The following is a 21,405-nucleotide window of genomic DNA, read 5'->3' as shown; positions in this document are numbered from 1 at the left end:
TCTTCGCCATGTCCCGTCCTCAACGCCCCGTTTCCCGTCGCCCTGGCGCGAAACCTTCACCTTCAGCCCCGCGTCGTGTCGCCAAGGCACCACCGGCCGAGCCGAAGCTGATCCTGTTCAACAAACCTTTCGATGTGCTGACGCAATTCAGCGACGGCGAAGGGCGCGCGACGCTCAAGGATTACATCGATGTACCGGGAATCTATCCGGCCGGACGGCTGGACCGCGACAGCGAAGGCTTGCTGCTGCTGACCAACGACGGTCAGTTGCAGGCGCGCATCGCCGACCCGAAACACAAATTGGCCAAGACCTATTGGGTGCAGGTCGAGGGCGAGCCGAGTGCCGAACAATTGCAGCGTTTGCGTGACGGCGTTGAATTGAATGACGGCATGACCTTGCCCGCCGAGGCGCGGCAACTGGACGAGCCCGAGCTGTGGCCACGCAATCCGCCGGTGCGCTTCCGTAAAAGCGTGCCGACCCGTTGGCTGGAGTTGGTGATTCGTGAAGGGCGCAACCGCCAGGTGCGGCGCATGACCGCTGCGGTCGGCTTGCCGACCTTGCGTCTGGTGCGGGTGAAGATCGGCGACTGGACGATCGAAGGGCTCGACCAGGGCCAGTGGAAAGAAGTACCGGCGCGCTTATAGGGCGCCGGATTCGATCAGGCCGATCACCACGCTCTTGATGATGAACGCGGCCACGCCCAGGCCCAGCACGAAGAACAGAATGAACGAGCCAAAGCGCCCGGCCTTGGATTTCTTCGCCAGATCCCAGACGATGAAACCCATGAAAATGATCAGGATCGTGACCAGGCCGGTCATCATCCATTCTTCAAAAACTGCAGGATCCATCGAACATCTCCAGCGCGGACGAGGCTAAAAGGGCGCGGGGAGTATACGCCCGGCAGGCTGCGTGCAGTATTGACCTGCGTCGGTGTGTCGCAGTCATTCGTCGCCTGTGCCGGCCCCATCGCTGGCAAGCCAGCTCCCACAGGTTCAGCAGTGTTCACGGAATTTGTATACGACACGGACACTGTGGGAGCTGGCTTGCCAGCGATGGCGTACTTAGCTGCGCAGATGAGTCAAAGGCAGTTCGGTGCTATTCAACACCTGATTCAACACAAAACTCGACCGCACGCTGGTCACGCCTTCAATCCGCGTCAGATGCCCGAGCAGCAGTTTCTGGTAGTGATCCATGTCCGGCACCACGACCTTGAGCTGATAGTCGGCGTCCATGCCGGTCACCAGGCTGCATTCCAGTACCTGCGGCAAAGTGCGGATGGCCTGTTCGAAATTCTCGAAACGCTCCGGGGTATGTCGGTCCATGCCGATCAGCACGTAGGCCGTCAGGCTCAGGCCGAGCATCTTGCGGTCGAGCAGGGCGACCTGACGGGAAATGTAGCCGTCGTCTTCCAGTTGCTTGACCCGCCGCGAGCACGGCGAAGGCGACAGGCCGATGCGCTCGGCCAGCTCCTGGTTGGAGATGCGCGCGTCGCGCTGCAATTCCGCCAAAATACTCAGGTCATAACGGTCGAGCTTGCTCATCAATCAGTCCTTTGTCGTAACTATTGCGGCGGATTATGTATCCGGGGTTAAAAATTGCGCAAGTGATGTTTAATTGAGCAATCTTCGCAATCCTCTGCCGGCGCTCCGAGCCTATTCTTATCACCAGAATCACTGCTCGGACAAACAGTCCACTGCGACTCGCCCAATCAGGCCAGCCGCGGCCGCCACCCCCACCGGGGATGTGCCGGCCCCCGAGCTACACACTGTCCAGAAGACGGCGTGAGGTGAGCCGACGTCATAAGCGTCGAGCCAGGACGAAGTTCTCCAAGGGGAGGCCGACGGGTCTCCCCTTTTTCTTGCGTGGAATTTACCCCCCGTCCTCAATAAATAAGTTGCGTGACTGATAACCTGTTGCAGAACCGGCCACTGCTTTCCCAGTCTTATGTACAGGCCCTAACCCGCAATGAGGAAAAGCATGAAATCGCGCATCTGGCGTTTGGCCGGTGTTGGTTTGCTGTGTGTCAGTGTCACCGCGCAAACGCTGGCCGATGAGCCGCAGAACCGAGGCCATGATGGCGGACAGCACGGCCAGGATGGGCGTCAGGGTGGTAACCAGGGTGGTGATCAGGGCCGTGGTGGCAACAACCAGCCACGTCCGCAAAACAACCCGCCACAGAATCAGCCGCGCGCGCAGAACAACGACAACCGCCAGTACGAGCACAACGGTCAGAACCAACGTCAGAACAAGGGCCAGGGGCAGGAGAGTCCAGCACCGGATTTCAACAGCCGGGTTCGCTCACCACCGCCACCGCCGCAGGCGCCGGCCACTGACATGCCGATCCAGCCCCGCCCCGACACCGTGCGCCAGACCCAGCAACCGCAGCGCGGTTACTACCAGGATCAGCCTCATCGCAACGATAACAACCAGCGCTGGAACGGCTATGTCGGTGCGCCGAACAATGACAATCACTGGGACGGACGCCCGAGCGGACGCGGTAACGGCTGGGGTCCGGGCCCCAGGTATCGCCCCGGCCAGGTGATCGACCGCTTCCCCGAGCGTAACTACCGCGTGCCTTACCGTGGCATGGATTACTACTATTCCGGGGGCTACTGGTATCGCCCGCTGGGCCCGCGTTATGAGGTGGTAGCGCCACCGCGCGGAATTCGCGTCAGCTACCTGCCTGACTACGCCGAACAGGTGTGGATCGGCGGGGCGCTGCTGTTCCTCGCGGCCGGTTCGTATTACGCCTACCAGGAGAACACTCGGGATTACATCGTGGTCGAGCCGCCGGTTGGCCAACCGCAATCGCAACCACCGGCCGCCAGCAATGGCTATGACGTGGAAGCGTATCCGGCCAACGGGCAGTCGCAGGAGCAGGTCAGCCGGGATGGCTACGAGTGTTATCAATACGCGGTGCAGCAGAGTGGTTTCGATCCACGCACCGCCACCTACCAGCCAGACCCGTCGGTGGTGCAAGCCTATCGACAGGCCCAGGGCAACTGCCTGAGCAGTCGCGGTTATCAGGTGAACTACTGAGCCCGGGCGGCTTTCACCACTTCCTGCGGGTCGGCGTGCACCAGCACTTCGGCTCGCGGGTAGGTGTTGTGAATGGCTGCGGCCGCCTGATCGCTGATGCCGTGGGCGACTGACAACGTCAGTTCCCCCGGCAACTCCAGGTGCAACTGCACAAACCACTGGTTGCCGGATATCCGCGTGCGCAGGTCATGCGCACCCAACACGCCGGGTACGCCGCACGCCAGTTCCAGCATGTGCTGGCTGACATCCGGTGGCAGTTCCTCATCCATCAATACTGCAAAACTCTCCCGGGCGATCTGCACCGCGCTCCACAGGATATACGCGGCGATGCCCAGGCCAAACCAGGCGTCGACCTGATCCCAGCCGAACCCGGCCAGTATCAGCGCCAGCAAAATGCTGCCGTTGAGCAGCATGTCCGAACGGTAATGCAGCGAATCGGCACGCACGGCATTGGAGCCCGTCGCCTTGATCACCCGATGCTGCAACATCAGCAAGGCCAGGGTCAGGGCGAGCGAGAACACAATCACACCGATGCTGATCCACGGCGCGCCGATCGGTTCGGGATGTTTCAGCCGATCGTAGGCCTGCAACGCAATCAGCACCGCACTGCCGCCGATGAACAGCGCCTGGGCCATGCCCGCCAGAGACTCGGCCTTGCCGTGCCCGTAGCGATGATCATCGTCGGCGGGGCGCAGGGCGTAATGCACCGCCAACAGATTGAGCAACGACGTGACGCCGTCGAGTGCCGAGTCGGTGAGCCCGGCGAGCATGCTCACCGAACCGCTCAGCCACCAGGCGATGGCCTTGGCGACGATCAACGTGCACGCCACCGCCACCGAGGCACGGGTCGCCAGCCGCAGCAGGCGGGCGTGTTCGGAGCTGGAGGTCATAGGGCAATCGTTCCTTGAAGAGTCCGTTGGCGCGCAGTGATTACGCGGCCGGTTGCAGGCCGAACATCGCCAGTTGCTGGGCGCTGCCCTTGCTCTGGATCAGGCGTGGATCGTCCAGCGGGAAGCTGCGGCCCAGCTCGCTTTCCAGAATAGTCTGCAACTTGCGGTTATCGACCTTGCCGTCGGGGCCGATGGCGTTCTTGAGTTTTTGCGGATCGACCTGCGCGGTCTTGCCTGGCTCGAAGTAGATCGCGCCAGTGGCGAAATCCACGGCAAACGCGATCAGGCCGGGGATGATGTAGAACAGCAGGCCGACGGCGTCGAGCACGGCAATGGCCGGGTCGATCTTGCCTTCGATCTGGCCACGGCGATCGGGGTAGAAGATCGAACCGCAGGCGGTCACTTGAGTCAGCAAGGTTGCGACCAGAACACCGCCAATCAGGCGAAAGGGAGCACGCATTTGAAATCTCCTGAGTAGAACGCCAATAACGTTACTGGTTAGAGCCCAGACTACGCCAAACAGTTCGCCGTTATACTCGCCGCTCTGTATTGGAGCCAGCATGATTTCTTTGCCGATCGATGAAGTTTTACCCGCCCTGCGTGAAGCCCTCGCTACACGCCACGAAGCCGTGCTCGAAGCGCCGCCAGGCGCCGGTAAAACCACCCGCGTGCCTTTGGCCTTGCTCAACGAGGCGTGGCTGGCCGGGCAGACCATCCTGATGCTCGAACCCCGCCGGTTGGCCGCACGCGCAGCAGCGGAGCGCCTGGCCAGCGAGTTGGGGGAGAAGGTCGGCGAAACCGTGGGCTATCGCATTCGGCTCGACAGCAAGGTCGGCCCCAATACCCGCATCGAAGTGGTCACCGAAGGCATCCTCACCCGGCGCCTGCAGGATGACCCGGCGCTGGAAGGCGTGGGCCTGCTGATCTTCGACGAGTTCCACGAACGCAGTCTCGACGCGGATCTGGCCTTGGCCCTGAGCCTCAATGGCAGGGAACTGTTCCGTGACGATCAGCCGCTGAAAATCCTCTTGATGTCGGCCACGCTCGAGGGCGAGCGCCTGTCCGGGTTACTCGACGACGCACCGATCCTGCGCAGCGAAGGGCGCATGTTCCCGGTGGCGATGCGCTGGGGGCGGCCGTTCCAGGCAGGTGAATTCATCGAGCCGCGGCTGGTGCAGACCATCCTCGAAGCCTTGAACGACGAGACCGGCAGCGTGCTGGTGTTCCTGCCGGGGCAGGCAGAAATCCGCCGCGTGCATCAGCAACTGGCCGATGCCTTGGGCGAAAACACTCAGGTTCTGTTGTGTCCGTTGCACGGTGAACTGGACCTCGCCGCGCAACGGGCCGCGATCGATCCGGCACCGGCGGGCGAGCGCAAAGTGGTGCTGGCCACCAACATCGCCGAGACCAGCTTGACCATCAATGGTGTGCGCGTGGTGATCGATGCCGGGCTGGCGCGGGTGCCGCGTTTCGACCCCGGCAGCGGCATGACTCGCCTCGACACCCAGCGCATTTCCAAAGCCAGCGCCACGCAACGTGCGGGCCGGGCAGGGCGGCTGGAACCGGGCGTGTGTTATCGCCTGTGGTCCCAGGATCAGCACGAGCAACTGGCGGCCTACGGCAGTGCGGAAATTCTTTCCGCGGACCTCGCCGGGCTGGCTTTGCAACTGGGACGCTGGGGTGTGACACCCGGGCAACTGGTGTGGCTCGACGTGCCACCGGCCGCCGCTTATGCACAGGCCCAGGACCTGCTCGAACGCCTGGGCGCACTGGAGGGCGAAGCGCTGACCCGCCACGGCCAGGCCATGGCTGAACTGCCTGCGCATCCGCGCATCGCGCATTTGCTGTTGCGCGGTCAGGCGCTGGGGCTGGCGGACATGGCCTGCGACGTCGCGGCGCTGCTCGGCGAGCGCGATATCTTGCGCGGTGCCGGGGCGGACCTGCACAGCCGACTGGTGCTGCTGTCCGGCGAAGAGCGTGCTGCACGTGGCGCACAGGGCGGGGTGCAGCGCGCACGGCAACTGGCGCGGCAATATCGTGGTTACCTGCGCGGCAAAGCCTCGGCGCCGGTCAGCGATCCCGACCATCCACGCTGGCTCGGCGCCTTGCTGGCGCTGGCCTATCCCGACCGGGTCGCCCAGCAGCGGCGTGCCGGTGGCGCGGAATACCGTTTGGCCAACGGTCGTGCGGCACTGTTCGCCGAAGCCGACAGCCTGATGAAGCAACCGTGGCTGGTGATTGCCGATCTGGGCAGTCGTCAGGGGCAGCGTGAGGAACGGATTTATCTGGCGACGGACTTCGACCCGGCGCTCTTCGATTCAGTGCTGGCCGAGCAGGTGCGTTGCGTCGATCAACTGGATTGGGATGAGCGTGAAGGCGTGCTGCGGGCCGAGCGTCAGCGCAAGGTCGGCGAATTGATCCTCAGTCGTGAACCGCTCACCGGACTCGACGAAAACGCACGCAGCCAGGCGCTGGTGAATCTGGTGCGTCGCAAAGGCCTGGAGCTGTTGCCGTGGACCCCGGAGCTGCGTCAGTGGCAGGCGCGGGTTGCCTTGTTGCGTCAATTGGACCTCGCCGCCAAGGGCGAGAGCGAGTGGCCGGATGTCAGCGACGCGGCGTTGCTCATAGGCCTGGAGCATTGGCTGATGCCGTATCTGGGCAAGGTTTCCCGGCTCAGTCACTTCGCCAACCTGGACCTGTCGAGCATCGTCCACAACCTGCTGCCGTGGCCGCTGCCACAGCGGCTGGACGAACTGGCGCCGCATCATTTGAGCGTGCCGTCGGGCTCGTCGATTCGTCTGGACTACAGTGAACAGCCGCCGATTCTGGCGGTGCGTTTGCAGGAGTTGTTCGGCCTGGCCGAGACCCCGCGCATCGCTGGCGGGCGACAAGTCGTGAAACTTCATCTGCTGTCGCCAGCACGGCGGCCAGTGCAAGTGACTCAGGATCTGGCGAACTTCTGGCGCAGCACCTACGCCGAAGTGAAGAAGGATTTGAAGGGGCGGTACCCGAAGCATTACTGGCCGGATGATCCTTTGGTGGCGGAGGCGACGGCGCGGATCAAACCGCGTAAGTAAATCAAACGTCGACCTGCACGCATACCTTGTAGGAGCCGGCTTGCCGGCGATGAGGCCCTTGAGACATGTACCGTCCTTGATGCCGCCATCGCTGGCAAGCCAGCTCCTACGAGCTTTCGGATTTGGCGGTCAGTTGTTCGCGGCAATAGTCAGCGAACAACTGCGCCGGTTTGGTCAGTTGCCCACGCTTGAGCCATGCCGCCACCAGCCCGGAACCGGTGACGTCTTCGGCGATGTCCACACACACCACTTTCTGCCCGTCGTAGGTGCACTCCGAGTGCGGCTTGGTCACCAGGATCGAGAATCCGAAGCCTTGGCCGACCATGCCGCGCACCATCTCGATCGATGGCGAGCTGAAGGCGATGCGCGGGGTCAGGCCCAGCTCATCGAACAGGCTGACGAAATAGGTCCGGCTCGGCTGCACGTCCAAAAGAATCATCGGCTCCAGGTACAGGTCCCGCAGCGACACTTGCGCTTGCTGTGCGAAGCGGTGATCCGCCGGTAGCAGCGCGTACGGTCGCTGCGCCGGCATCAGTGGTTCGGTCTGGATGGTGCCGTCCAGATCGTGCTCGTAGAGGATCGCCAGATCGAAGGCGCCAGACGTCAGGCCCTGCACCAGCTCTTGTTGCTCGCCGTCGCGGATGCGGATTTCCACCCCCGGGTACAACGCGGAAAACCCGGCGATCAATTGCGGCAGGTACAGCGGCGCGACGGTTTCGAAACAGCCGATATCGATCTGCCCGGATACCACGTCGTTGTCGGCCAGGGCGTTCTGCTCGAACTCCTTGGCCATGCGCAGCAGTTCCTGGGCCTTGCGGTAAAAGCGGGCACCGCTGGGGGTCAATGACACGCCCTGGGCGTGATGGCGGATCAGCAGTTGCACGCCGAAACTGTCTTCCAGACCTTTGATGGCCGTGGAGATCGAAGGCTGGGCGATGTAGAGCTTGCGCGAGGCCTCGGCGACGCTGCCGCACTCGACGGTGGTGATGAAGTATTTCAGTTGACGCAGATTGTAGGCAGCCACAGCAAACCTCGGGGGAGAACGGATCAGGCATCCAGGCAATTTGCGCGCCACCCCTATCCGCTCGGGTAGCGATTTGTCGTGGTTGAACAATAACCACATGCTGCGCCGGAAGGGAGATTGGCTACGTAGTTTTTTCTTGGCCTGCGAACACATTTTTACTGGTTTTCCACCGCTCGGGCCTGAGCGACTATCCAATACACAAGAATGTCCAACGGAGCATCTGAACGTGTTCGAGCTTGAGTATTGGCAACGCAAGGCCGCTTCCCTGCGGTTTCCCGACCAGGCCGTGATCGACGGCAAGCGCCATGCGGCGCAGTCGGGGCAGACTTTCGCCGCGATCAACCCCGCCACCGGCCAATGCCTGGCCAACGTTGCCGCCTGCGGCGAAGAAGACGTGAACGTGGCGGTGCGCAATGCGCGGCAGGTCTTCGAGGCGGGTACCTGGGCTGCGCGCTCACCGAGCGAACGCAAGCAAGTACTGTTGCGCCTGGCCGACTTGATTCTCGACAACCGCGAAGAACTGGCGCTGCTCGACTCGCTGAACATGGGCAAGCCCGTCGCGGATGCCTACAACATCGATGTGCCGGGCGCCGCGGGCGTGTTCCGCTGGTACGCCGAGAGCCTCGACAAACTCTATGATCAGGTCGCCCCGAGTGCGCAGAACGTGCTCGCGACCATCACCCGCGAAGCCCTCGGCGTGGTGGCGGCCGTGGTGCCGTGGAATTTCCCGCTGGACATGGCCGCGTGGAAACTCGCTCCGGCCCTGGCGTCGGGCAACTCGGTAATTCTCAAGCCGGCCGAGCAGTCGCCGTTTTCCGCTTTGCGTCTGGCTGAGCTGGCGCTTGAAGCCGGCGTGCCGGCAGGTGTGTTGAACGTGTTGCCCGGCCTCGGCGAGCAAACCGGCAAGGCCCTCGGCCTGCACCCGGACGTCGATTGCCTGGTGTTCACCGGCTCCACCGAAGTCGGCAAATATTTCATGCAGTACTCGGCGCAATCGAACCTCAAGCAGGTGTGGCTGGAGTGCGGCGGCAAGAGCGCCAACCTGGTGTTCGCCGATTGTCAGGATCTGGACCTGGCCGCGCAGAAAGCCGCGTTCGGCATCTTCTTCAACCAGGGTGAAGTCTGTTCGGCCAACTCGCGGTTGCTGGTGCAGCGCTCGATTCATGACGAGTTCGTCGAGCGCCTCAAGGCCCAGGCCGAACGCTGGTTGCCGGGCGACCCGCTGGACCCGTCGAGCGCCGCCGGGGCCATCGTCGACAGCCGTCAGACCGCGCGCATCATGACCTTCATCCAGCAGGCCGAGCAGCAAGGCGCGACCCGGATTTGTGGCGGTCGGCAGTCGATCTTCAACGGCTCGGACAACTTCATCCAGCCAACGATTTTCACCGGTGTGACCCCGGATATGCCGCTGTTTCGCGACGAAGTGTTCGGCCCGGTGCTGGCCGTCACGGCGTTCAACGATGAGGCTCACGCCTTGCAATTGGCCAACGACAGCGTCTACGGTCTGGCCGCTTCGCTGTGGACCGACGACCTCAACCGCGCCCACCGTGTGGCGCGACAATTGCGAGCCGGTACGGTGTCGGTCAACAGCGTCGATGCGCTGGACGTGACCGTACCTTTTGGCGGTGGCAAGCAGTCCGGTTTCGGCCGCGACCTGTCCCTGCATTCATTCGATAAATACACCCAGTTGAAGACCACCTGGTTTCAATTGCGCTGATAACAAAACGGAGAACTGGCGATGACCACACCACGTGAAACCCGCGACTACCAGGCCGCCGACGCTGCGCACCACATCCATGCGTTCGTCGATCAGAAAGCCCTCAACGACGAGGGACCACGGGTGATGGTCCGTGGCGAGCGCCTGCATCTGTGGGACAACGATGGCCGGCGTTACCTCGACGGCATGTCCGGGTTGTGGTGCACCAACCTCGGTTACGGGCGCAAGGACCTGGCCGCTGCGGCGTCGCAACAGCTGGAGCAGCTGCCGTACTACAACATGTTTTTCCACACCACCCACCCGCAGGTGATCGAGCTGTCCGAGCTGCTGTTCAGCCTGCTGCCGGCTCACTACAGCCACGCGATCTACACCAACTCCGGCTCTGAAGCCAACGAGGTGTTGATCCGCACGGTGCGTCGTTACTGGCAGGTGCTCGGCAAGCCCGAGAAGAAAATCATGATCGGCCGCTGGAACGGTTATCACGGTTCGACCCTGGCCGCGACGGCGCTGGGCGGCATGAAATTCATGCACGAAATGGGCGGCATGATTCCGGACATCGAGCACATCGACGAGCCGTACTTCTTCGCCCACGAAGGCAACCTGACGCCAGCCGAATTCGGTCTGCGCGCGGCACAGCAACTGGAAGCGAAGATTCTCGAACTGGGGGCGGACAAGGTCGCAGGCTTCATCGCCGAACCGTTCCAGGGCGCCGGCGGCATGATCTTCCCGCCCGAAAGCTACTGGCCGGAAATCCAGCGCATTTGCCGCAAATACGACGTGCTGCTGTGCGCCGATGAAGTGATCGGCGGCTTCGGTCGTACCGGCGAATGGTTCGCCCACGAGTACTTCGGTTTCGAGCCGGACACCCTGTCCATCGCCAAGGGCCTGACCTCGGGCTATATCCCGATGGGCGGCTTGATCCTGTCGAAGAAAATGGCCTCGGTGCTGGTGGAGCAGGGCGGCGTGTTTGCCCACGGCCTGACCTATTCCGGGCACCCGGTGGCGGCGGCGGTGGCGATTGCCAACCTCAAGGCGCTGCGTGATGAAGGCGTGGTGACGCGGGTCAAGGACGACATCGGCCCGTACCTGCAACAGTGCCTGCGCGAAGTGTTCGGCAAGCACCCGCTGGTGGGCGACATCCAGGGCACCGGCATGGTCGCGGCGCTGCAACTGGCCGAAGACAAATCCACTCGCAAGCGTTTCGCCAACGAGAACGACATTGCGTGGCGCTGCCGTACGATTGGTTTCGAGGAGGGCGTGATCGTGCGCTCGACTTTGGGGCGGATCATCATGGCGCCGGCGTTGATTGCCAGTCGTGAAGAGGTTGACGAGTTGATCAGCAAGACCCTGACAGCGATGGATCGTACGGCGCAGGAATACGGCCGGCTCTGATATTGCCGGAAGGTCCTGCGGACCTTGATCGCGGGCAAGCCCGCTCCCACAGGATTTATGTCGGCCGCAGAAATCGGGCACGACACCTGACCTGTGGGAGCGGGCTTGCCCGCGATTGCTATCGCCCATTCAATACATTTTTAACGCGTTGCACCCACCTCGGGCATCCCCGCCCACAGCGCCCTTTCCCGGTGCGCGCTAACGAGTTTTTTCATCGTTCGCATCGACATATTTCCTCGTTTTCCTGATCCCGCCCTTGGGCCACCATCGATCTCGCCAGCCCGCCGAATGCTGCCCGTCGAAGGGTCCCCGAGAGACCACAGGCCGCAGCCGATTCAGGGCTCGCCGTACTGCCCATGACAAAACTAAATCAACAGCTTTGGGAGTGCTCCATGATCAAGTCCTTGCTTACCCGCGTTGCCCATCCACTGGCGGTCACCGCCATCGCCGCGACGGTCGCCACCAGCGCCCAGGCCGGCACCCTGTCCATCGGTCATACCACCTGGGTCGGCTACGGCACCCTGTACCTGGCCCAGGACCTTGGCTACTTCAAGGAAAACGGTTTGACCGTCGAGTTGCCGGTGGTCGAAGAAGCGGCGATGTACATGGCCGCACAAGCGTCCGGCGAGTTGTCCGGCTCGGCGTCGACCATCGACGAGGTGCTCAAGTACCGTCCGCAATTCTGCTTCAAGGCCGTGGCCGCACTGGACGACAGCCATGGTGGCGACGGCGTGCTGGTGGGCAAGGACGTCAAGAGCCTGCAAGAACTCAAGGGCAAGGCAGTGGCGGTGAACGAAGGTTCGACCTCGCAGTTCTGGCTGTCCTATCTGCTGAAGAAACACGGCATGAGCATGAGCGACATCACCGTGCAGAACATGACGGCCGACGATGCCGCCACTGCCTTCATCGCCGGTCGCGTTCCCGCCGCAGTGACCTGGGAGCCGCACCTGTCGATGGTTCGCGACAAGCAGCAGGGCAAGGTGCTGATCGACAGCAGCAGCACACCGGGGGTGATCGTCGACGTGGTTGCACTCAACTGCAGCGTCATCGAAAAACAGCCGGAAGACGTCAAGGCCCTGGTGGCCGGTTTGTACAAAGCCGTGCAGTACACCAAGGATCATCCGCAGGAAGCCTACAAAATCATGGCCAAGGGGGTTGGCGGTTACCTGGCCGATCCGAAGGAGCTGGAAGCTGCAGCGCAAGGCGTGCGTTTCTACGATCAGGCCATGAGCGAAAAACTGCTGGGTTCGCCGGGCAAGCCGGGTGACAGCGCGCCGCTGATCAAACTGGCCAACGAGACCGCCAGCGAGCTGCAAGGCAAACCCTACAACGTCAGCAATGACGACCTGATCGACAACCGCTTCGTCACCCCGCTCTAGGAGGCTGCATGTTCAAGCGCAATTCGTGGCTGAGCCGTTGCATCACGCCCAAGACCGGTTTGCCGGTCTCGGTGATCTGGAGCGCGAGCGGTTTGGCCTGGGTGCTGTTGGTCGGCCTGTGGGCCGGCTTGTCCTACGGTGGCGTGGTGCCGGGCATGTTCCTGCCGACGCCGGGCGCGGTGGTCGAGGCCGCCGTGCGCCTGGGTCGCGACGGCACCCTCGGCCAGCATGTGTGGGCCAGCGTTGAGGTGGTGATGGTCGGCTTCATCGTGTCGTCCCTGGTGGCGGTGCCGCTGGGACTGCTGATGGGCAGCTTCCGCATCGTCCAGGCGTTCCTGGAACCGTTGGTCAACTTCATCCGCTATTTGCCGGTGACCTCGTTCGTACCGTTGTTCATCCTGTGGATCGGTATCGGTCTGGAGCAGCGGGTGTCGGTGATCATCTTCGGCGTATTCTTCCAGCAACTGGTGATGATCGCGGACGTGTCAAAAGGCATCTCCAAGGACCTGATCAACGCCTCCTACACCCTGGGTTCCAACCGTCGTGATGCGGTGCTGCACGTGATCGCTCCGGCTTCCTTGCCAGGTGTGCTCGACACCCTGCGCGTGACCATGGGCTGGGCCTGGACTTACCTGGTGGTGGCTGAACTGGTCGCCGCTTCCAGTGGCCTGGGTTACCTGAGCCTCAAGGCCATGCGTGGCTTCCAGGTGGATGTGATTTTCCTCGCCATCGCGATCATCGGCCTGCTGGGCCTGGTCACCGATCAACTGTTCCGTTTCCTTCGCTTGAGGATCACCGCATGGGCTCAGTAACCGCCGCCACTCATCGTTTTGTCGCCCCCCAGGTTGTCCCGGTGAACGCCCCTCGGCTGAAGGTGGACAAGGTCAGCCTGCGTTACAAGAAACCCGATGGCGGAACCTTTACCGCATTGGAGGAAGTGTCATTCGAAGTGCCGGACCAGCAATTCGCGGTACTGGTCGGACCTTCGGGCTGCGGCAAGTCGAGCCTGCTGTACCTCACCGCCGGCCTGGCCGAACCGACCTCGGGCGAGATTTACGTCGGCGGCCAACAGGTGGAAGGGCCGGGTGCGGATCGCGGCATGGTGTTCCAGAGCTACACGCTGTTCCCGTGGCTGACGGTGCGCCAGAACGTCGAGTTCGGCCTCAAGCGGCGCGGCATGCCGGCGGCGGAGCGCAAAGACATCGTCGACTACTACGTCAACGAAGTGGGCTTGAGCGGCTTTGCCGACAACTACGCCAAGCAGTTGTCCGGCGGCATGATGCAACGCGTCGCCATTGCCCGTGCGCTGGCCAATGATCCGCAGATCCTGCTGATGGACGAACCCTTCGGCGCCCTCGACAGCCAGACGCGCCTGCAAATGCAGCAGTTGTTGCTGCGGGTGTGGGGCAACAGCAAGAAGACCGTGTTGTTCGTGACCCACGACATTGACGAAGCGATTCTGCTGGGTGACCGGGTGTATGTGATGGGCGCCAGGCCGGGGCGGATCAAGCAGATTCTCGATGTGCCGATCGAACGTCCGCGCAACCTGGACATGGTCATGGAGCGCTCGTTCATCGAGATGAAACGCGAGATCTTCGGGCTGCTGCATGATGATCTGGAAGAGGTGCATTAAAGCCGATTCCAGCCCGTGCACCATCCCTGTGGGAGCGAGCTTGCTCGCGATTGCAATTTGTCATTCAGCATAGATGTCGACTGACACGACGCCATCGCGAGCAAGCTCGCTCCCACAGGTTTTGTGTCTGGCTGGAGTGAGGTGTCAGGGCGCAGCCGGCAACAGAAACCGCGCAATCACCGGCAGGTGATCGGAGATACGCAACGTATCGTCCTGCCGCACCATGGCCTCCACCCGTTTGATCCGCGGACTGTAGAACAGGTAGTCGACGGTCCGGTCCGGGCCGTTCAGCCCGGTGTCGTTCGGGTAATGCGTCAGCCAGCGCTCGCGATTGATGCCACTGGCCTCGTTGTTGGTCGGGATCATCGGGTATTTGTCCCACAGCAAGTGCAGCGGGCTGTCGGCGGAGAAGGGCGTGCGTTGTGCATCGGGCAGGCGTCGATACTGGCCAAGCGGCAACAGGTTGAAATCCCCACCGATCAGCCACGGCGTGCCACGGCTTTCGAATCTGTCGAGCGTCCTGGCCACGGCGTCCACCTGTTTTTGCAGGATATTGCCGGCCCGGGTCGCACGCTCCAGATGGGTATTGAGCACGGCAATTTGCCCACCGTCACTCAAGGGCAGGTAGCTCACCAGCAAGGCGTTCCTCGGCTGGAACTGGCGGCTGAGAGGATTGCCCGAGGCGACGGGCAGTTGCAGGCGTTCGGCATGTTCGATCTGGTAACGGCTCAGGGTCGCCAGTTGCCGGCCAACGCTGCCGAAGATGTGCGGGTTCGGTACGAAGTCGGCCTTCCAGTCGAAGGCGCTGGCGCTACATGGATACAAGTCGGCGAGCCGTTCCTGCAGCAGCTTGAACTGGTGCTGGTAATCGCTGGCCTTGGCGCCGTCGTCCAGTTCCTGCAGCAACACGATGTCCGGTTGCTCGTCGCGAATCACCCGCGCCACTTCGTCGAGGCTGAAGGCCATGTCTTCCGGTGTGGGGCGTTCGTCGGTACCGGCGGCCAGGTCATTCCAGAACACGTAACGCTTGCCGGCCAGGTACTGGACGTTCCAGGTCATCACCTTCAACGCCTGCCCCGGGACCAGGGTGGGTGCCTGGTCGCTGCAACTGACGGGTAACACTTCTTTGGCGTCGGGGCGCCAGGTCAGGCTGTAGATCATCACGACGGCCAGGCCGATCGCAATCAGCAGGCCCAGCAGGGTGTAGCGCAGTAGACGGGTCATGGCTCGGCTTAATAGCGTTACAAAATTGCTCTCGAGCATACCCGAGAGCGAGGGTCGCGCCCAAGGTCAGAGCGGGTTGTCATTGCTCTCGGGCAGCGGGTTGATCAGCATGAACAGGCGGAACAGCACCACGCTGGTAAACAACTGCAGGAAGCTGTGGGCGCTGTCGATCAGCACTGAAACCACCGGGTTCTGAGGTTCCGGGTACGCCGCCAGCGTCATGCCCTTGAGCAGCCACAACGGCCCCATCACACACAGAATGCACAGCAGGATGCGCAGGAAGTGACCTTTGGTCACGCGCAGGCTTTCCTTCATGGCCGCCAGCGGCGCCAGGCCGCGCAACACCAGCAGGTATTCGCCAAACGCCAGGGTCACCATCAGGTAGATGCCTGGCAGGAAGTACAGCGACAGGCCCAGCAGAATCAGCACCGTATTGAGCGCCGTCAGCAGGGCGAAGCGCGGCCACAGGTAGGCGGACCTAGACAGCAGCTCGCGGTTGCTCGGCGATTCGCCCCGGCTGCGGGCGTCGAGAAACAGGATCAGCGCGGCGGTGTACAGCGGGTACACCAGCAAGCCGACGATCACGCTGATGCCGGGGAAACTGTCCGGCTCCGTGGAGTGGTCGACCACTTGTTGCAGCAGCGCCTCGAAAATCACCAGCGGCAGGCACAGCTGCACGATCTGGCCCAGATTGCGCTTGAAGAAATACAGGGAGTCACGCAGCACATCTAACGGATTCATCAGTCGGTATCGCAGGTTGGAAGCAGTGGTCCACTTTAACCGATCAAGTGCTCGGGGACGCAAACGTAAACGATCGGTAAAGGTCATTGAAACAACTTGTTTCAGCCTCCATTAAGGTCGGGCGCCTTATCCTCACTGGAAAAGCGCATTGATTTCCCCCGGCAATCTACGAGGTCGCCATGAACAGCGAAGAACAAACCCTGATCGATGGACTGTTTTCCCGGCTGCAGCAGGCCGAAACGGACTCAGCCCCGCGCGACGCATTGGCCGAGGCGCGGATCAAGGAACACCTGACGCGCCAGCCAGCGGCAGGTTATTTCATGACCCAGGCGATTCTGGTGCAAGAGGCGGCAATCAAGAGCCTCGATGAGCAGAACAAGCAACTGAACGGGCAAGTCCAGCAGTTGCAGGCCGAGCTGCAGCAGGCCAAGGCGCAGGCGATCCCGGCTCCGGCACCCAGCAGTGGTGGCTTTTTGTCGAGCATCTTTGGCGGCGCTTCCCGTGATCCACAACCGGCACCCACCCAGAACGCACCGCCGCCCAGCGGCGGCTGGCGTGAGCCGGGACGCTCGTCGTTCGGTGCGCAACCGCCACAGCAGAACTTCGGCGCGCCACAGCAAAACTTTCCACAGCAGGGCTATGCACCGCAGCAGCAGGCTCCGGCAGCGGCCGGTAGCAGTTTCCTCGGCGGTGCGCTGAAAACCGCTGCCGGCGTGGCGGGTGGCGTGATGCTGGCTCAAGGCATCAGCAGCCTGTTCCATCACAATCAGCAACCGGAAGTCGTCGAAGTCATCAAGGAAGAGCCGGCCCAGGTCAACGACCAGGGCAACAATGGCTGGGGCGATGACCAGCGCATGGCCGGTAATGATTCCTGGAGCAACGATCAGGGCGGGTTCAGCGACGCCGACTACAGCGATGACAACTCATCGTTCTTCGGTGGCGACGACGATTCCTTCGTCTGACACGCCATTCGTCCGGAGCGCAACCGCGCTCCGGGCCGATTATTCGCGGAACAATCCTTTGGGCTGGCATACTGGGCGACTTTTCGGGCCCGGGGCCTGATTCCGCCTTGAGGAATACCGGTGAAAAAAATCGCAGTGTTCGCCGATGTCCAGAACCTCTACTACACCGTGCGTCAGGCTTATGGTTGCCACTTCAACTACGCCGCGCTGTGGGCTGACATCAGCAAACAGGGCGAGATCGTCGAGGCCTACGCCTACGCCATCGACCGCGGCGACAGTAAACAGCAGCAGTTCCAGCAAATCCTGCGCAACCTCGGTTTCACCGTGAAGCTCAAGCCCTACATCCAGCGCAGCGACGGCTCGGCCAAGGGTGACTGGGACGTGGGCATCACCCTCGACATCATGGACGCCGCCGACCATGTCGATGAAATCGTCCTGGCCTCCGGTGATGGTGATTTCGACATGTTGCTCGAGCGCATCATCAGCAAACACGGGGTACAGGCGGTGGCCTACGGCGTGCCGGGGCTGACGGCCAACTCGCTGATCCGCGCCGCCAGCCGCTACGTGCCGATCGAAGGCGCGTTGCTGCTCAAGAATTGATTTTTACGGAGTTGAACCAGGTTTGGAACGCATAGCAGTCATCGACTTTGAAACCACCGGGATCTCCCCGAGCAGCAGCTGCCGGGCCACGGAAATTGCCGTGGTGATCCTTGAACAGGGGCGCATCGTCGAGCGTTACCAGAGCCTGATGAACGCCGGTGTGCGCGTCCCGGGCTTCATCGAGCAACTCACCGGCATCAGTAACGCCATGCTGCGCACCGCGCCGCCTGCCGAGCAGGTGATGAACGAGGTCAATGAGTTCGTCGGCTGCACGCCGTTGCTCGCGCACAATGCCGCGTTCGACCAGAAGTTCTGGGACTTCGAGCTCGGGCGAATCAAACGCACCCGCTTGCAGAACTTTGCCTGCTCGCTGCTGTTGGCCCGCCGCCTGATGCCCGCCGCGCCGAACCACAAGCTCGGCACCCTGACCACCTTCGCCAACCTGCCCAACACCGGCAAGGCCCACCGGGCCATGGCCGATGCCGAGATGGCGGCCAACCTGACGGCGCACCTGGCCGAAGAACTGCGGCAGAAGCATGGCTTGCGCGAACTGTCCCATGACTTGCTGTGCAAGTTGCAGAAAGTGCCGGCGGCGAAAGTGGGCGAGCACCTCAAGCGCTATCGCGGGTTCTGAATTCACCAAACATCCCCTGTGGGAGCGAGCCTGCTCGCGAAGGCTATTTACCATTCAACATTGATGTCGACTGATACTCCGCTTTCGCGAGCAGGCTCGCTCCCACATTGGATCTGCTGTTGTCTTGGGTTTACTTGCCATTCCCTTCGATATGCCCCAACGGCACCCGCTTCTCTATCGCACTCGACAACACGATCGACGTCTTGCTGAACCCGAACGTAGCAATCCGGTTGATCAGTTCTTCCAGCTCCGGCATCGAGCCCACCGCCGCTTGCATGATCACGCACGGGTCGCCGGTCACCCGATGGCATTCGGTCAACTGCGGGATTTTGATCAGGTCGTCGTAGGCTTTCTGGTTGCCGTGCTGGTTCAGGCGCAGTTCGATCACGCACTGGATCGGCAGGCCGAGCTTGGCCATGTCGACTTTCGCCTGATAGCCGGTGATCACCCCGCTGGCTTCGAGCTTGGCCACGCGCTCGGCCACCGCCGGGGCGGACAGGTTGACCTTGCGCGCCAGGTCGGCGTAGGACGCGCGACCGTTTTCCAGCAGGGCGCTGAGCAGCATGCGGTCGTACTTATCCATCGGGGTGACTCCTGAAAATAGCCGACTTTCGAAAACACGGTTTATAGCGCTGAACTCCGTGTTTTGAAAAGTGTACTGGCGCTTTAAACAGGTTTTGTAACTTATTTTCCGACACTAGCCTTTCTAGAATAGCCGTTCACTTGTCTTTGCCTGTGAGCTGCCCCCATGTCCGGTCTTCGTCGCTTTCCCTTACCCCTGATCGCTGCCTTCTTCGCCTTGTACGTGATTTGGGGCTCGACTTACCTGGTGATCCGCATCGGTGTGGAATATTGGCCGCCGCTGTTGCTCGCGGGGATCCGCTTTGTCATTGCCGGGACCTTGATGTACGCCTTCCTGCGCTGGCGCGGGGCGCCTGCGCCGACCTGGGCGCAATGGAAAGCTGCTGGCATCATCGGGATCTTGTTGCTGGCGTGCGGCAATGGCGCGGTGAGTGTGGCCGAACACACGGGCGTCGCGTCGGGCGTGGCAGCACTGGCAGTGGCGACGGTGCCGCTGTTTACCTTGCTCTGTGGATATTTCTGGGGCGCGCGTAATACCCGTCTCGAATGGGCCGGGATTGTCCTCGGGCTGATCGGCATTGCCATGCTCAACCTGGGTTCCAACCTGCAATCGAGTCCATTGGGTGCGGCGTTATTGATTTTTGCTGCGGCGACCTGGGCGTTTGGTTCTGTTTGGAGCAAACATTTGCCGCTGCCCCAAGGCGCGATGGCCAGCGCCGTGGAAATGCTGGTGGGTGGTGTGGTGCTGTTGATCGCCAGTGCGGTCAGCGGTGAACACCTGGAAAAGGTGCCGCCGATCGAAGGCTGGGCCGCGCTGGCGTACCTGACCGTGTTCGGGTCGATCATCGCCTTCAACGCCTACATGTACCTGTTGAAGCACGTGCGTCCGGCCGCGGCCACCAGCTATGCCTACGTCAACCCGGCGGTGGCGGTGTTGCTGGGGATCGTGTTTGTCGGCGAAAGCATCGGTATCGAGGAAGCGTTGGCGATGGCTGTGATCATCAGTGCCGTTGTGTTGATTGGCCTGCCGCAATGGCGTCGTAAACCGGAGCTACCTGCGGTGAAGGTGGTGCCGACAGAATCCCGTGTGAATTAGGGTAAACTGCGCGGCATTGCACACCCGCGCTGAATTTTCCTACGGTACTCCCATGACTTTCGCCACCCTTGGCCTGATCGAACCCTTGCTGCGCTCCCTCGAGACGCTCGGCTACCAGACTCCGACGCCGGTTCAGGCGCAAGCCATTCCGGCGGTGCTGGCCGGGCGCGACCTGATGGCCGCCGCCCAGACCGGCACTGGCAAGACCGCCGGTTTCGCCCTGCCGCTGTTGCAACTGCTGGCCATGGAAGGGCCGAAAGTCACCGCCAACTCGGTTCGCGCACTGATCCTGGTGCCGACCCGCGAACTGGCCGAGCAAGTTCACGAAGCCGTGCGCCAGTACGCCGAAAACCTGCCGTTGCGCACTTACGCGGTGTACGGCGGCGTCAGCATCAACCCGCAAATGATGAAGCTGCGCAGTGGCGTCGATCTGCTGGTGGCGACTCCGGGCCGCTTGCTCGACCTGTTCCGCCAGAACGCGCTGAAGTTCAACCAGCTGCAGACCCTGGTGCTGGACGAAGCCGACCGCATGCTCGACCTGGGCTTTTCCGAGGAGCTGGCGAACATTTACCGCGCGCTGCCGAAGAAACGTCAGACGCTGCTGTTCTCCGCGACCTTCTCCGACGACATCCGCCTGCTGGCCGGGCAGATGCTCAACGACCCGCTGACGGTTGAAGTGAGCCCGCGCAACGTCGCGGCCAACACGGTCAAGCAATGGATCGTGACGGTGGACAAGAAGCGCAAGCCGGAACTGTTCGTGCACCTGATGCGCAAGGGCAAGTGGAAGCAGGTGCTGGTGTTCGCCAAGACCCGCAACGGCGTGGACGCGCTGGTGGAAAAACTCCAGGGCCTGGGCATCAATGCCGACGGCATCCACGGCGACAAGCCCCAGGCGACCCGCCAGCGTGCGCTCGACCGCTTCAAGGCGAGTGAAGTGCAGATCCTGGTCGCCACCGACGTCGCGGCCCGTGGCCTGGACATCGAAGACCTGCCGTTGGTGGTCAACTTCGACTTGCCGATCGTTGCCGAGGACTACATCCACCGCATCGGTCGTACCGGCCGCGCGGGCTCGACCGGCGAGGCAATTTCCCTGGTGTGTGCCGATGAAGTGAATCTGCTGTCGGCCATCGAGACGCTGACCCGCCAGACCCTGAAGCGGCAGAACGAGCCGGACTTCGAACCCGAGCACCGCGTACCGGACACCGATGCCAGTGGCCAGGTCGTCAAGAAGCCGAAGAAACCGAAGAAGCCCAAGGCTTCCGGTGGTGGCGGTGGTAAACGCAATCTGGGTAAGTGGGTGGACAGCGGCGAGGTCGCGCCGGCGGAGCCTTCGATCAAGCCAGTGCGCAAGGTGCCGGTGTTCAATACCGGGCCGCGCAAGCGCAAGCCTTAATAGGTGCTGCGTTAGTTAGTCC

General features: G+C 62.2%; 21 protein-coding genes. 13 read left to right on the top strand and 8 right to left on the bottom strand.

What is annotated here, in order from left to right:
• Positions 1-8 precede the first annotated feature (8 nt).
• Positions 9-644 carry a pseudouridine synthase gene (locus AB4O16_RS12770; RefSeq protein ID WP_160385755.1) on the top strand — a complete coding sequence of 212 codons (636 nt, stop codon included), beginning with the start codon at positions 9-11 and terminating at the stop codon, positions 642-644.
• Here the strand turns inward: AB4O16_RS12770 and AB4O16_RS12765 are convergent.
• Together AB4O16_RS12765 and AB4O16_RS12760 are read right to left on the bottom strand one after the other, a co-directional pair.
• A complete protein-coding gene (locus AB4O16_RS12765; protein ID WP_007975837.1) occupies positions 639-848 on the bottom strand; it encodes a DUF2788 domain-containing protein in 210 nt (69 codons plus the stop codon). The two genes, AB4O16_RS12770 and AB4O16_RS12765, sit on opposite strands and share 6 nt — an antisense overlap.
• A 213-nt stretch (positions 849-1,061) precedes the next feature.
• The gene (locus tag AB4O16_RS12760) at positions 1,062-1,541 is read right to left on the bottom strand and encodes an Lrp/AsnC family transcriptional regulator (protein ID WP_056855781.1); all 480 of its coding nucleotides are present in this window, start codon (positions 1,539-1,541) and stop codon (positions 1,062-1,064) included.
• Between the two features lie 436 nt (positions 1,542-1,977).
• Between AB4O16_RS12760 and AB4O16_RS12755 the strand changes: the two genes are divergently transcribed.
• Positions 1,978-3,039: a DUF6515 family protein gene (locus AB4O16_RS12755; protein ID WP_460157848.1), complete on the top strand. Its 1,062-nt coding sequence runs from the start codon at positions 1,978-1,980 to the stop codon at positions 3,037-3,039.
• Here the strand turns inward: AB4O16_RS12755 and AB4O16_RS12750 are convergent.
• Together AB4O16_RS12750 and AB4O16_RS12745 are read right to left on the bottom strand one after the other, a co-directional pair.
• A complete protein-coding gene (locus tag AB4O16_RS12750) occupies positions 3,033-3,929 on the bottom strand; it encodes a cation diffusion facilitator family transporter (RefSeq protein WP_460157847.1) in 897 nt (298 codons plus the stop codon). The genes AB4O16_RS12755 and AB4O16_RS12750 overlap by 7 nt on opposite strands.
• Positions 3,930-3,969: 40 nt before the next feature.
• Complete coding sequence (locus AB4O16_RS12745) at positions 3,970-4,389, bottom strand: polyribonucleotide nucleotidyltransferase (protein ID WP_460157846.1); 420 nt, start codon at positions 4,387-4,389, stop codon at positions 3,970-3,972.
• 100 nt (positions 4,390-4,489) lie between these two features.
• On the opposite strand from AB4O16_RS12745, the gene hrpB reads away from it, so the two are divergent.
• Positions 4,490-7,006 carry an ATP-dependent helicase HrpB gene (gene hrpB, locus AB4O16_RS12740; protein WP_460157845.1) on the top strand — a complete coding sequence of 839 codons (2,517 nt, stop codon included), beginning with the start codon at positions 4,490-4,492 and terminating at the stop codon, positions 7,004-7,006.
• Positions 7,007-7,112: 106 nt separating this feature from the next.
• On the opposite strand, the gene AB4O16_RS12735 is transcribed toward hrpB, so the two are convergent.
• Positions 7,113-8,030, bottom strand: a complete 918-nt coding sequence (locus AB4O16_RS12735; protein ID WP_460157844.1) for a LysR family transcriptional regulator — start codon at positions 8,028-8,030, stop codon at positions 7,113-7,115.
• 226 nt (positions 8,031-8,256) lie between these two features.
• Here AB4O16_RS12735 and AB4O16_RS12730 point away from each other — a divergent pair, with 226 nt between their 5' ends.
• The 5 genes from AB4O16_RS12730 (at position 8,257) to AB4O16_RS12710 (ending at position 14,151) form a co-directional block, all read left to right on the top strand.
• Positions 8,257-9,747, top strand: a complete 1,491-nt coding sequence (locus AB4O16_RS12730) for an aldehyde dehydrogenase (protein WP_460157843.1) — start codon at positions 8,257-8,259, stop codon at positions 9,745-9,747.
• A 21-nt stretch (positions 9,748-9,768) separates the two neighbouring features.
• On the top strand, positions 9,769-11,139 hold the full coding sequence (locus tag AB4O16_RS12725) for an aspartate aminotransferase family protein (protein WP_160385715.1): 1,371 nt from the start codon (positions 9,769-9,771) through the stop codon (positions 11,137-11,139).
• A gap of 392 nt (positions 11,140-11,531) precedes the next feature.
• The gene (locus AB4O16_RS12720) at positions 11,532-12,518 is read left to right on the top strand and encodes an ABC transporter substrate-binding protein (RefSeq protein ID WP_160385714.1); all 987 of its coding nucleotides are present in this window, start codon (positions 11,532-11,534) and stop codon (positions 12,516-12,518) included.
• 8 nt (positions 12,519-12,526) lie between these two features.
• The gene (locus AB4O16_RS12715; protein WP_007990681.1) at positions 12,527-13,330 is read left to right on the top strand and encodes an ABC transporter permease; all 804 of its coding nucleotides are present in this window, start codon (positions 12,527-12,529) and stop codon (positions 13,328-13,330) included.
• Positions 13,318-14,151: an ABC transporter ATP-binding protein gene (locus tag AB4O16_RS12710; protein ID WP_460157842.1), complete on the top strand. Its 834-nt coding sequence runs from the start codon at positions 13,318-13,320 to the stop codon at positions 14,149-14,151. Before AB4O16_RS12715 ends, AB4O16_RS12710 begins: the two co-directional genes overlap by 13 nt.
• A 144-nt stretch (positions 14,152-14,295) precedes the next feature.
• Here the strand turns inward: AB4O16_RS12710 and AB4O16_RS12705 are convergent, their stop codons facing one another.
• Both AB4O16_RS12705 and AB4O16_RS12700 read right to left on the bottom strand, forming a co-directional pair.
• Positions 14,296-15,375: an endonuclease/exonuclease/phosphatase family protein gene (locus AB4O16_RS12705; protein ID WP_460157841.1), complete on the bottom strand. Its 1,080-nt coding sequence runs from the start codon at positions 15,373-15,375 to the stop codon at positions 14,296-14,298.
• A 66-nt stretch (positions 15,376-15,441) separates the two neighbouring features.
• Entirely contained in the window at positions 15,442-16,116 is a 675-nt protein-coding gene (locus AB4O16_RS12700; RefSeq protein WP_460157840.1) for a YciC family protein, read from the bottom strand.
• Positions 16,117-16,295: 179 nt separating this feature from the next.
• Here AB4O16_RS12700 and AB4O16_RS12695 point away from each other — a divergent pair, with 179 nt between their 5' ends.
• The 3 genes from AB4O16_RS12695 (at position 16,296) to AB4O16_RS12685 (ending at position 18,312) form a co-directional block, all read left to right on the top strand.
• Positions 16,296-17,078 carry a DUF2076 domain-containing protein gene (locus AB4O16_RS12695; protein ID WP_460157839.1) on the top strand — a complete coding sequence of 261 codons (783 nt, stop codon included), beginning with the start codon at positions 16,296-16,298 and terminating at the stop codon, positions 17,076-17,078.
• Between the two features lie 120 nt (positions 17,079-17,198).
• The gene (locus AB4O16_RS12690) at positions 17,199-17,678 is read left to right on the top strand and encodes a LabA-like NYN domain-containing protein (protein ID WP_007990686.1); all 480 of its coding nucleotides are present in this window, start codon (positions 17,199-17,201) and stop codon (positions 17,676-17,678) included.
• Positions 17,679-17,700: 22 nt separating this feature from the next.
• On the top strand, positions 17,701-18,312 hold the full coding sequence (locus tag AB4O16_RS12685; RefSeq protein ID WP_150716771.1) for a 3'-5' exonuclease: 612 nt from the start codon (positions 17,701-17,703) through the stop codon (positions 18,310-18,312).
• A 130-nt stretch (positions 18,313-18,442) separates the two neighbouring features.
• Here the strand turns inward: AB4O16_RS12685 and AB4O16_RS12680 are convergent, their stop codons facing one another.
• Positions 18,443-18,895, bottom strand: coding sequence for an Lrp/AsnC family transcriptional regulator (locus tag AB4O16_RS12680; RefSeq protein WP_007990688.1), 453 nt, complete (start codon positions 18,893-18,895; stop codon positions 18,443-18,445).
• A 165-nt stretch (positions 18,896-19,060) separates the two neighbouring features.
• Here AB4O16_RS12680 and yedA point away from each other — a divergent pair, with 165 nt between their 5' ends.
• Together yedA and AB4O16_RS12670 are read left to right on the top strand one after the other, a co-directional pair.
• Positions 19,061-19,990 (top strand): drug/metabolite exporter YedA, encoded by a 930-nt coding sequence (yedA, locus tag AB4O16_RS12675; RefSeq protein ID WP_460157838.1) that lies wholly within the window; start codon positions 19,061-19,063, stop codon positions 19,988-19,990.
• Positions 19,991-20,042: 52 nt separating this feature from the next.
• A complete protein-coding gene (locus tag AB4O16_RS12670) occupies positions 20,043-21,383 on the top strand; it encodes a DEAD/DEAH box helicase (RefSeq protein ID WP_150716769.1) in 1,341 nt (446 codons plus the stop codon).
• The last annotated feature ends 22 nt before the right edge of the window (positions 21,384-21,405 follow it).

Source organism: Pseudomonas sp. S2_H10, from assembly GCF_054668285.1.
This window is presented reverse-complemented; position numbering and strand designations above follow the sequence as displayed.

Bases quoted from the DNA above. Each gene is read 5' to 3' on its own strand.
- AB4O16_RS12770 (WP_160385755.1), top strand. From the start codon at position 9: ATGTCCCGTCCTCAACGCCCCGTTTCCCGTCGCCCTGGCGCGAAACCT.
- AB4O16_RS12765 (WP_007975837.1), bottom strand. From the start codon at position 848: ATGGATCCTGCAGTTTTTGAAGAATGGATGATGACCGGCCTGGTCACG.
- AB4O16_RS12760 (WP_056855781.1), bottom strand. From the start codon at position 1,541: ATGAGCAAGCTCGACCGTTATGACCTGAGTATTTTGGCGGAATTGCAG.
- AB4O16_RS12755 (WP_460157848.1), top strand. From the start codon at position 1,978: ATGAAATCGCGCATCTGGCGTTTGGCCGGTGTTGGTTTGCTGTGTGTC.
- AB4O16_RS12750 (WP_460157847.1), bottom strand. From the start codon at position 3,929: ATGACCTCCAGCTCCGAACACGCCCGCCTGCTGCGGCTGGCGACCCGT.
- AB4O16_RS12745 (WP_460157846.1), bottom strand. From the start codon at position 4,389: ATGCGTGCTCCCTTTCGCCTGATTGGCGGTGTTCTGGTCGCAACCTTG.
- hrpB (WP_460157845.1), top strand. From the start codon at position 4,490: ATGATTTCTTTGCCGATCGATGAAGTTTTACCCGCCCTGCGTGAAGCC.
- AB4O16_RS12725 (WP_160385715.1), top strand. From the start codon at position 9,769: ATGACCACACCACGTGAAACCCGCGACTACCAGGCCGCCGACGCTGCG.
- AB4O16_RS12720 (WP_160385714.1), top strand. From the start codon at position 11,532: ATGATCAAGTCCTTGCTTACCCGCGTTGCCCATCCACTGGCGGTCACC.
- AB4O16_RS12715 (WP_007990681.1), top strand. From the start codon at position 12,527: ATGTTCAAGCGCAATTCGTGGCTGAGCCGTTGCATCACGCCCAAGACC.
- AB4O16_RS12710 (WP_460157842.1), top strand. From the start codon at position 13,318: ATGGGCTCAGTAACCGCCGCCACTCATCGTTTTGTCGCCCCCCAGGTT.
- AB4O16_RS12705 (WP_460157841.1), bottom strand. From the start codon at position 15,375: ATGACCCGTCTACTGCGCTACACCCTGCTGGGCCTGCTGATTGCGATC.
- AB4O16_RS12700 (WP_460157840.1), bottom strand. From the start codon at position 16,116: ATGAATCCGTTAGATGTGCTGCGTGACTCCCTGTATTTCTTCAAGCGC.
- AB4O16_RS12695 (WP_460157839.1), top strand. From the start codon at position 16,296: ATGAACAGCGAAGAACAAACCCTGATCGATGGACTGTTTTCCCGGCTG.
- AB4O16_RS12680 (WP_007990688.1), bottom strand. From the start codon at position 18,895: ATGGATAAGTACGACCGCATGCTGCTCAGCGCCCTGCTGGAAAACGGT.
- yedA (WP_460157838.1), top strand. From the start codon at position 19,061: ATGTCCGGTCTTCGTCGCTTTCCCTTACCCCTGATCGCTGCCTTCTTC.
- AB4O16_RS12670 (WP_150716769.1), top strand. From the start codon at position 20,043: ATGACTTTCGCCACCCTTGGCCTGATCGAACCCTTGCTGCGCTCCCTC.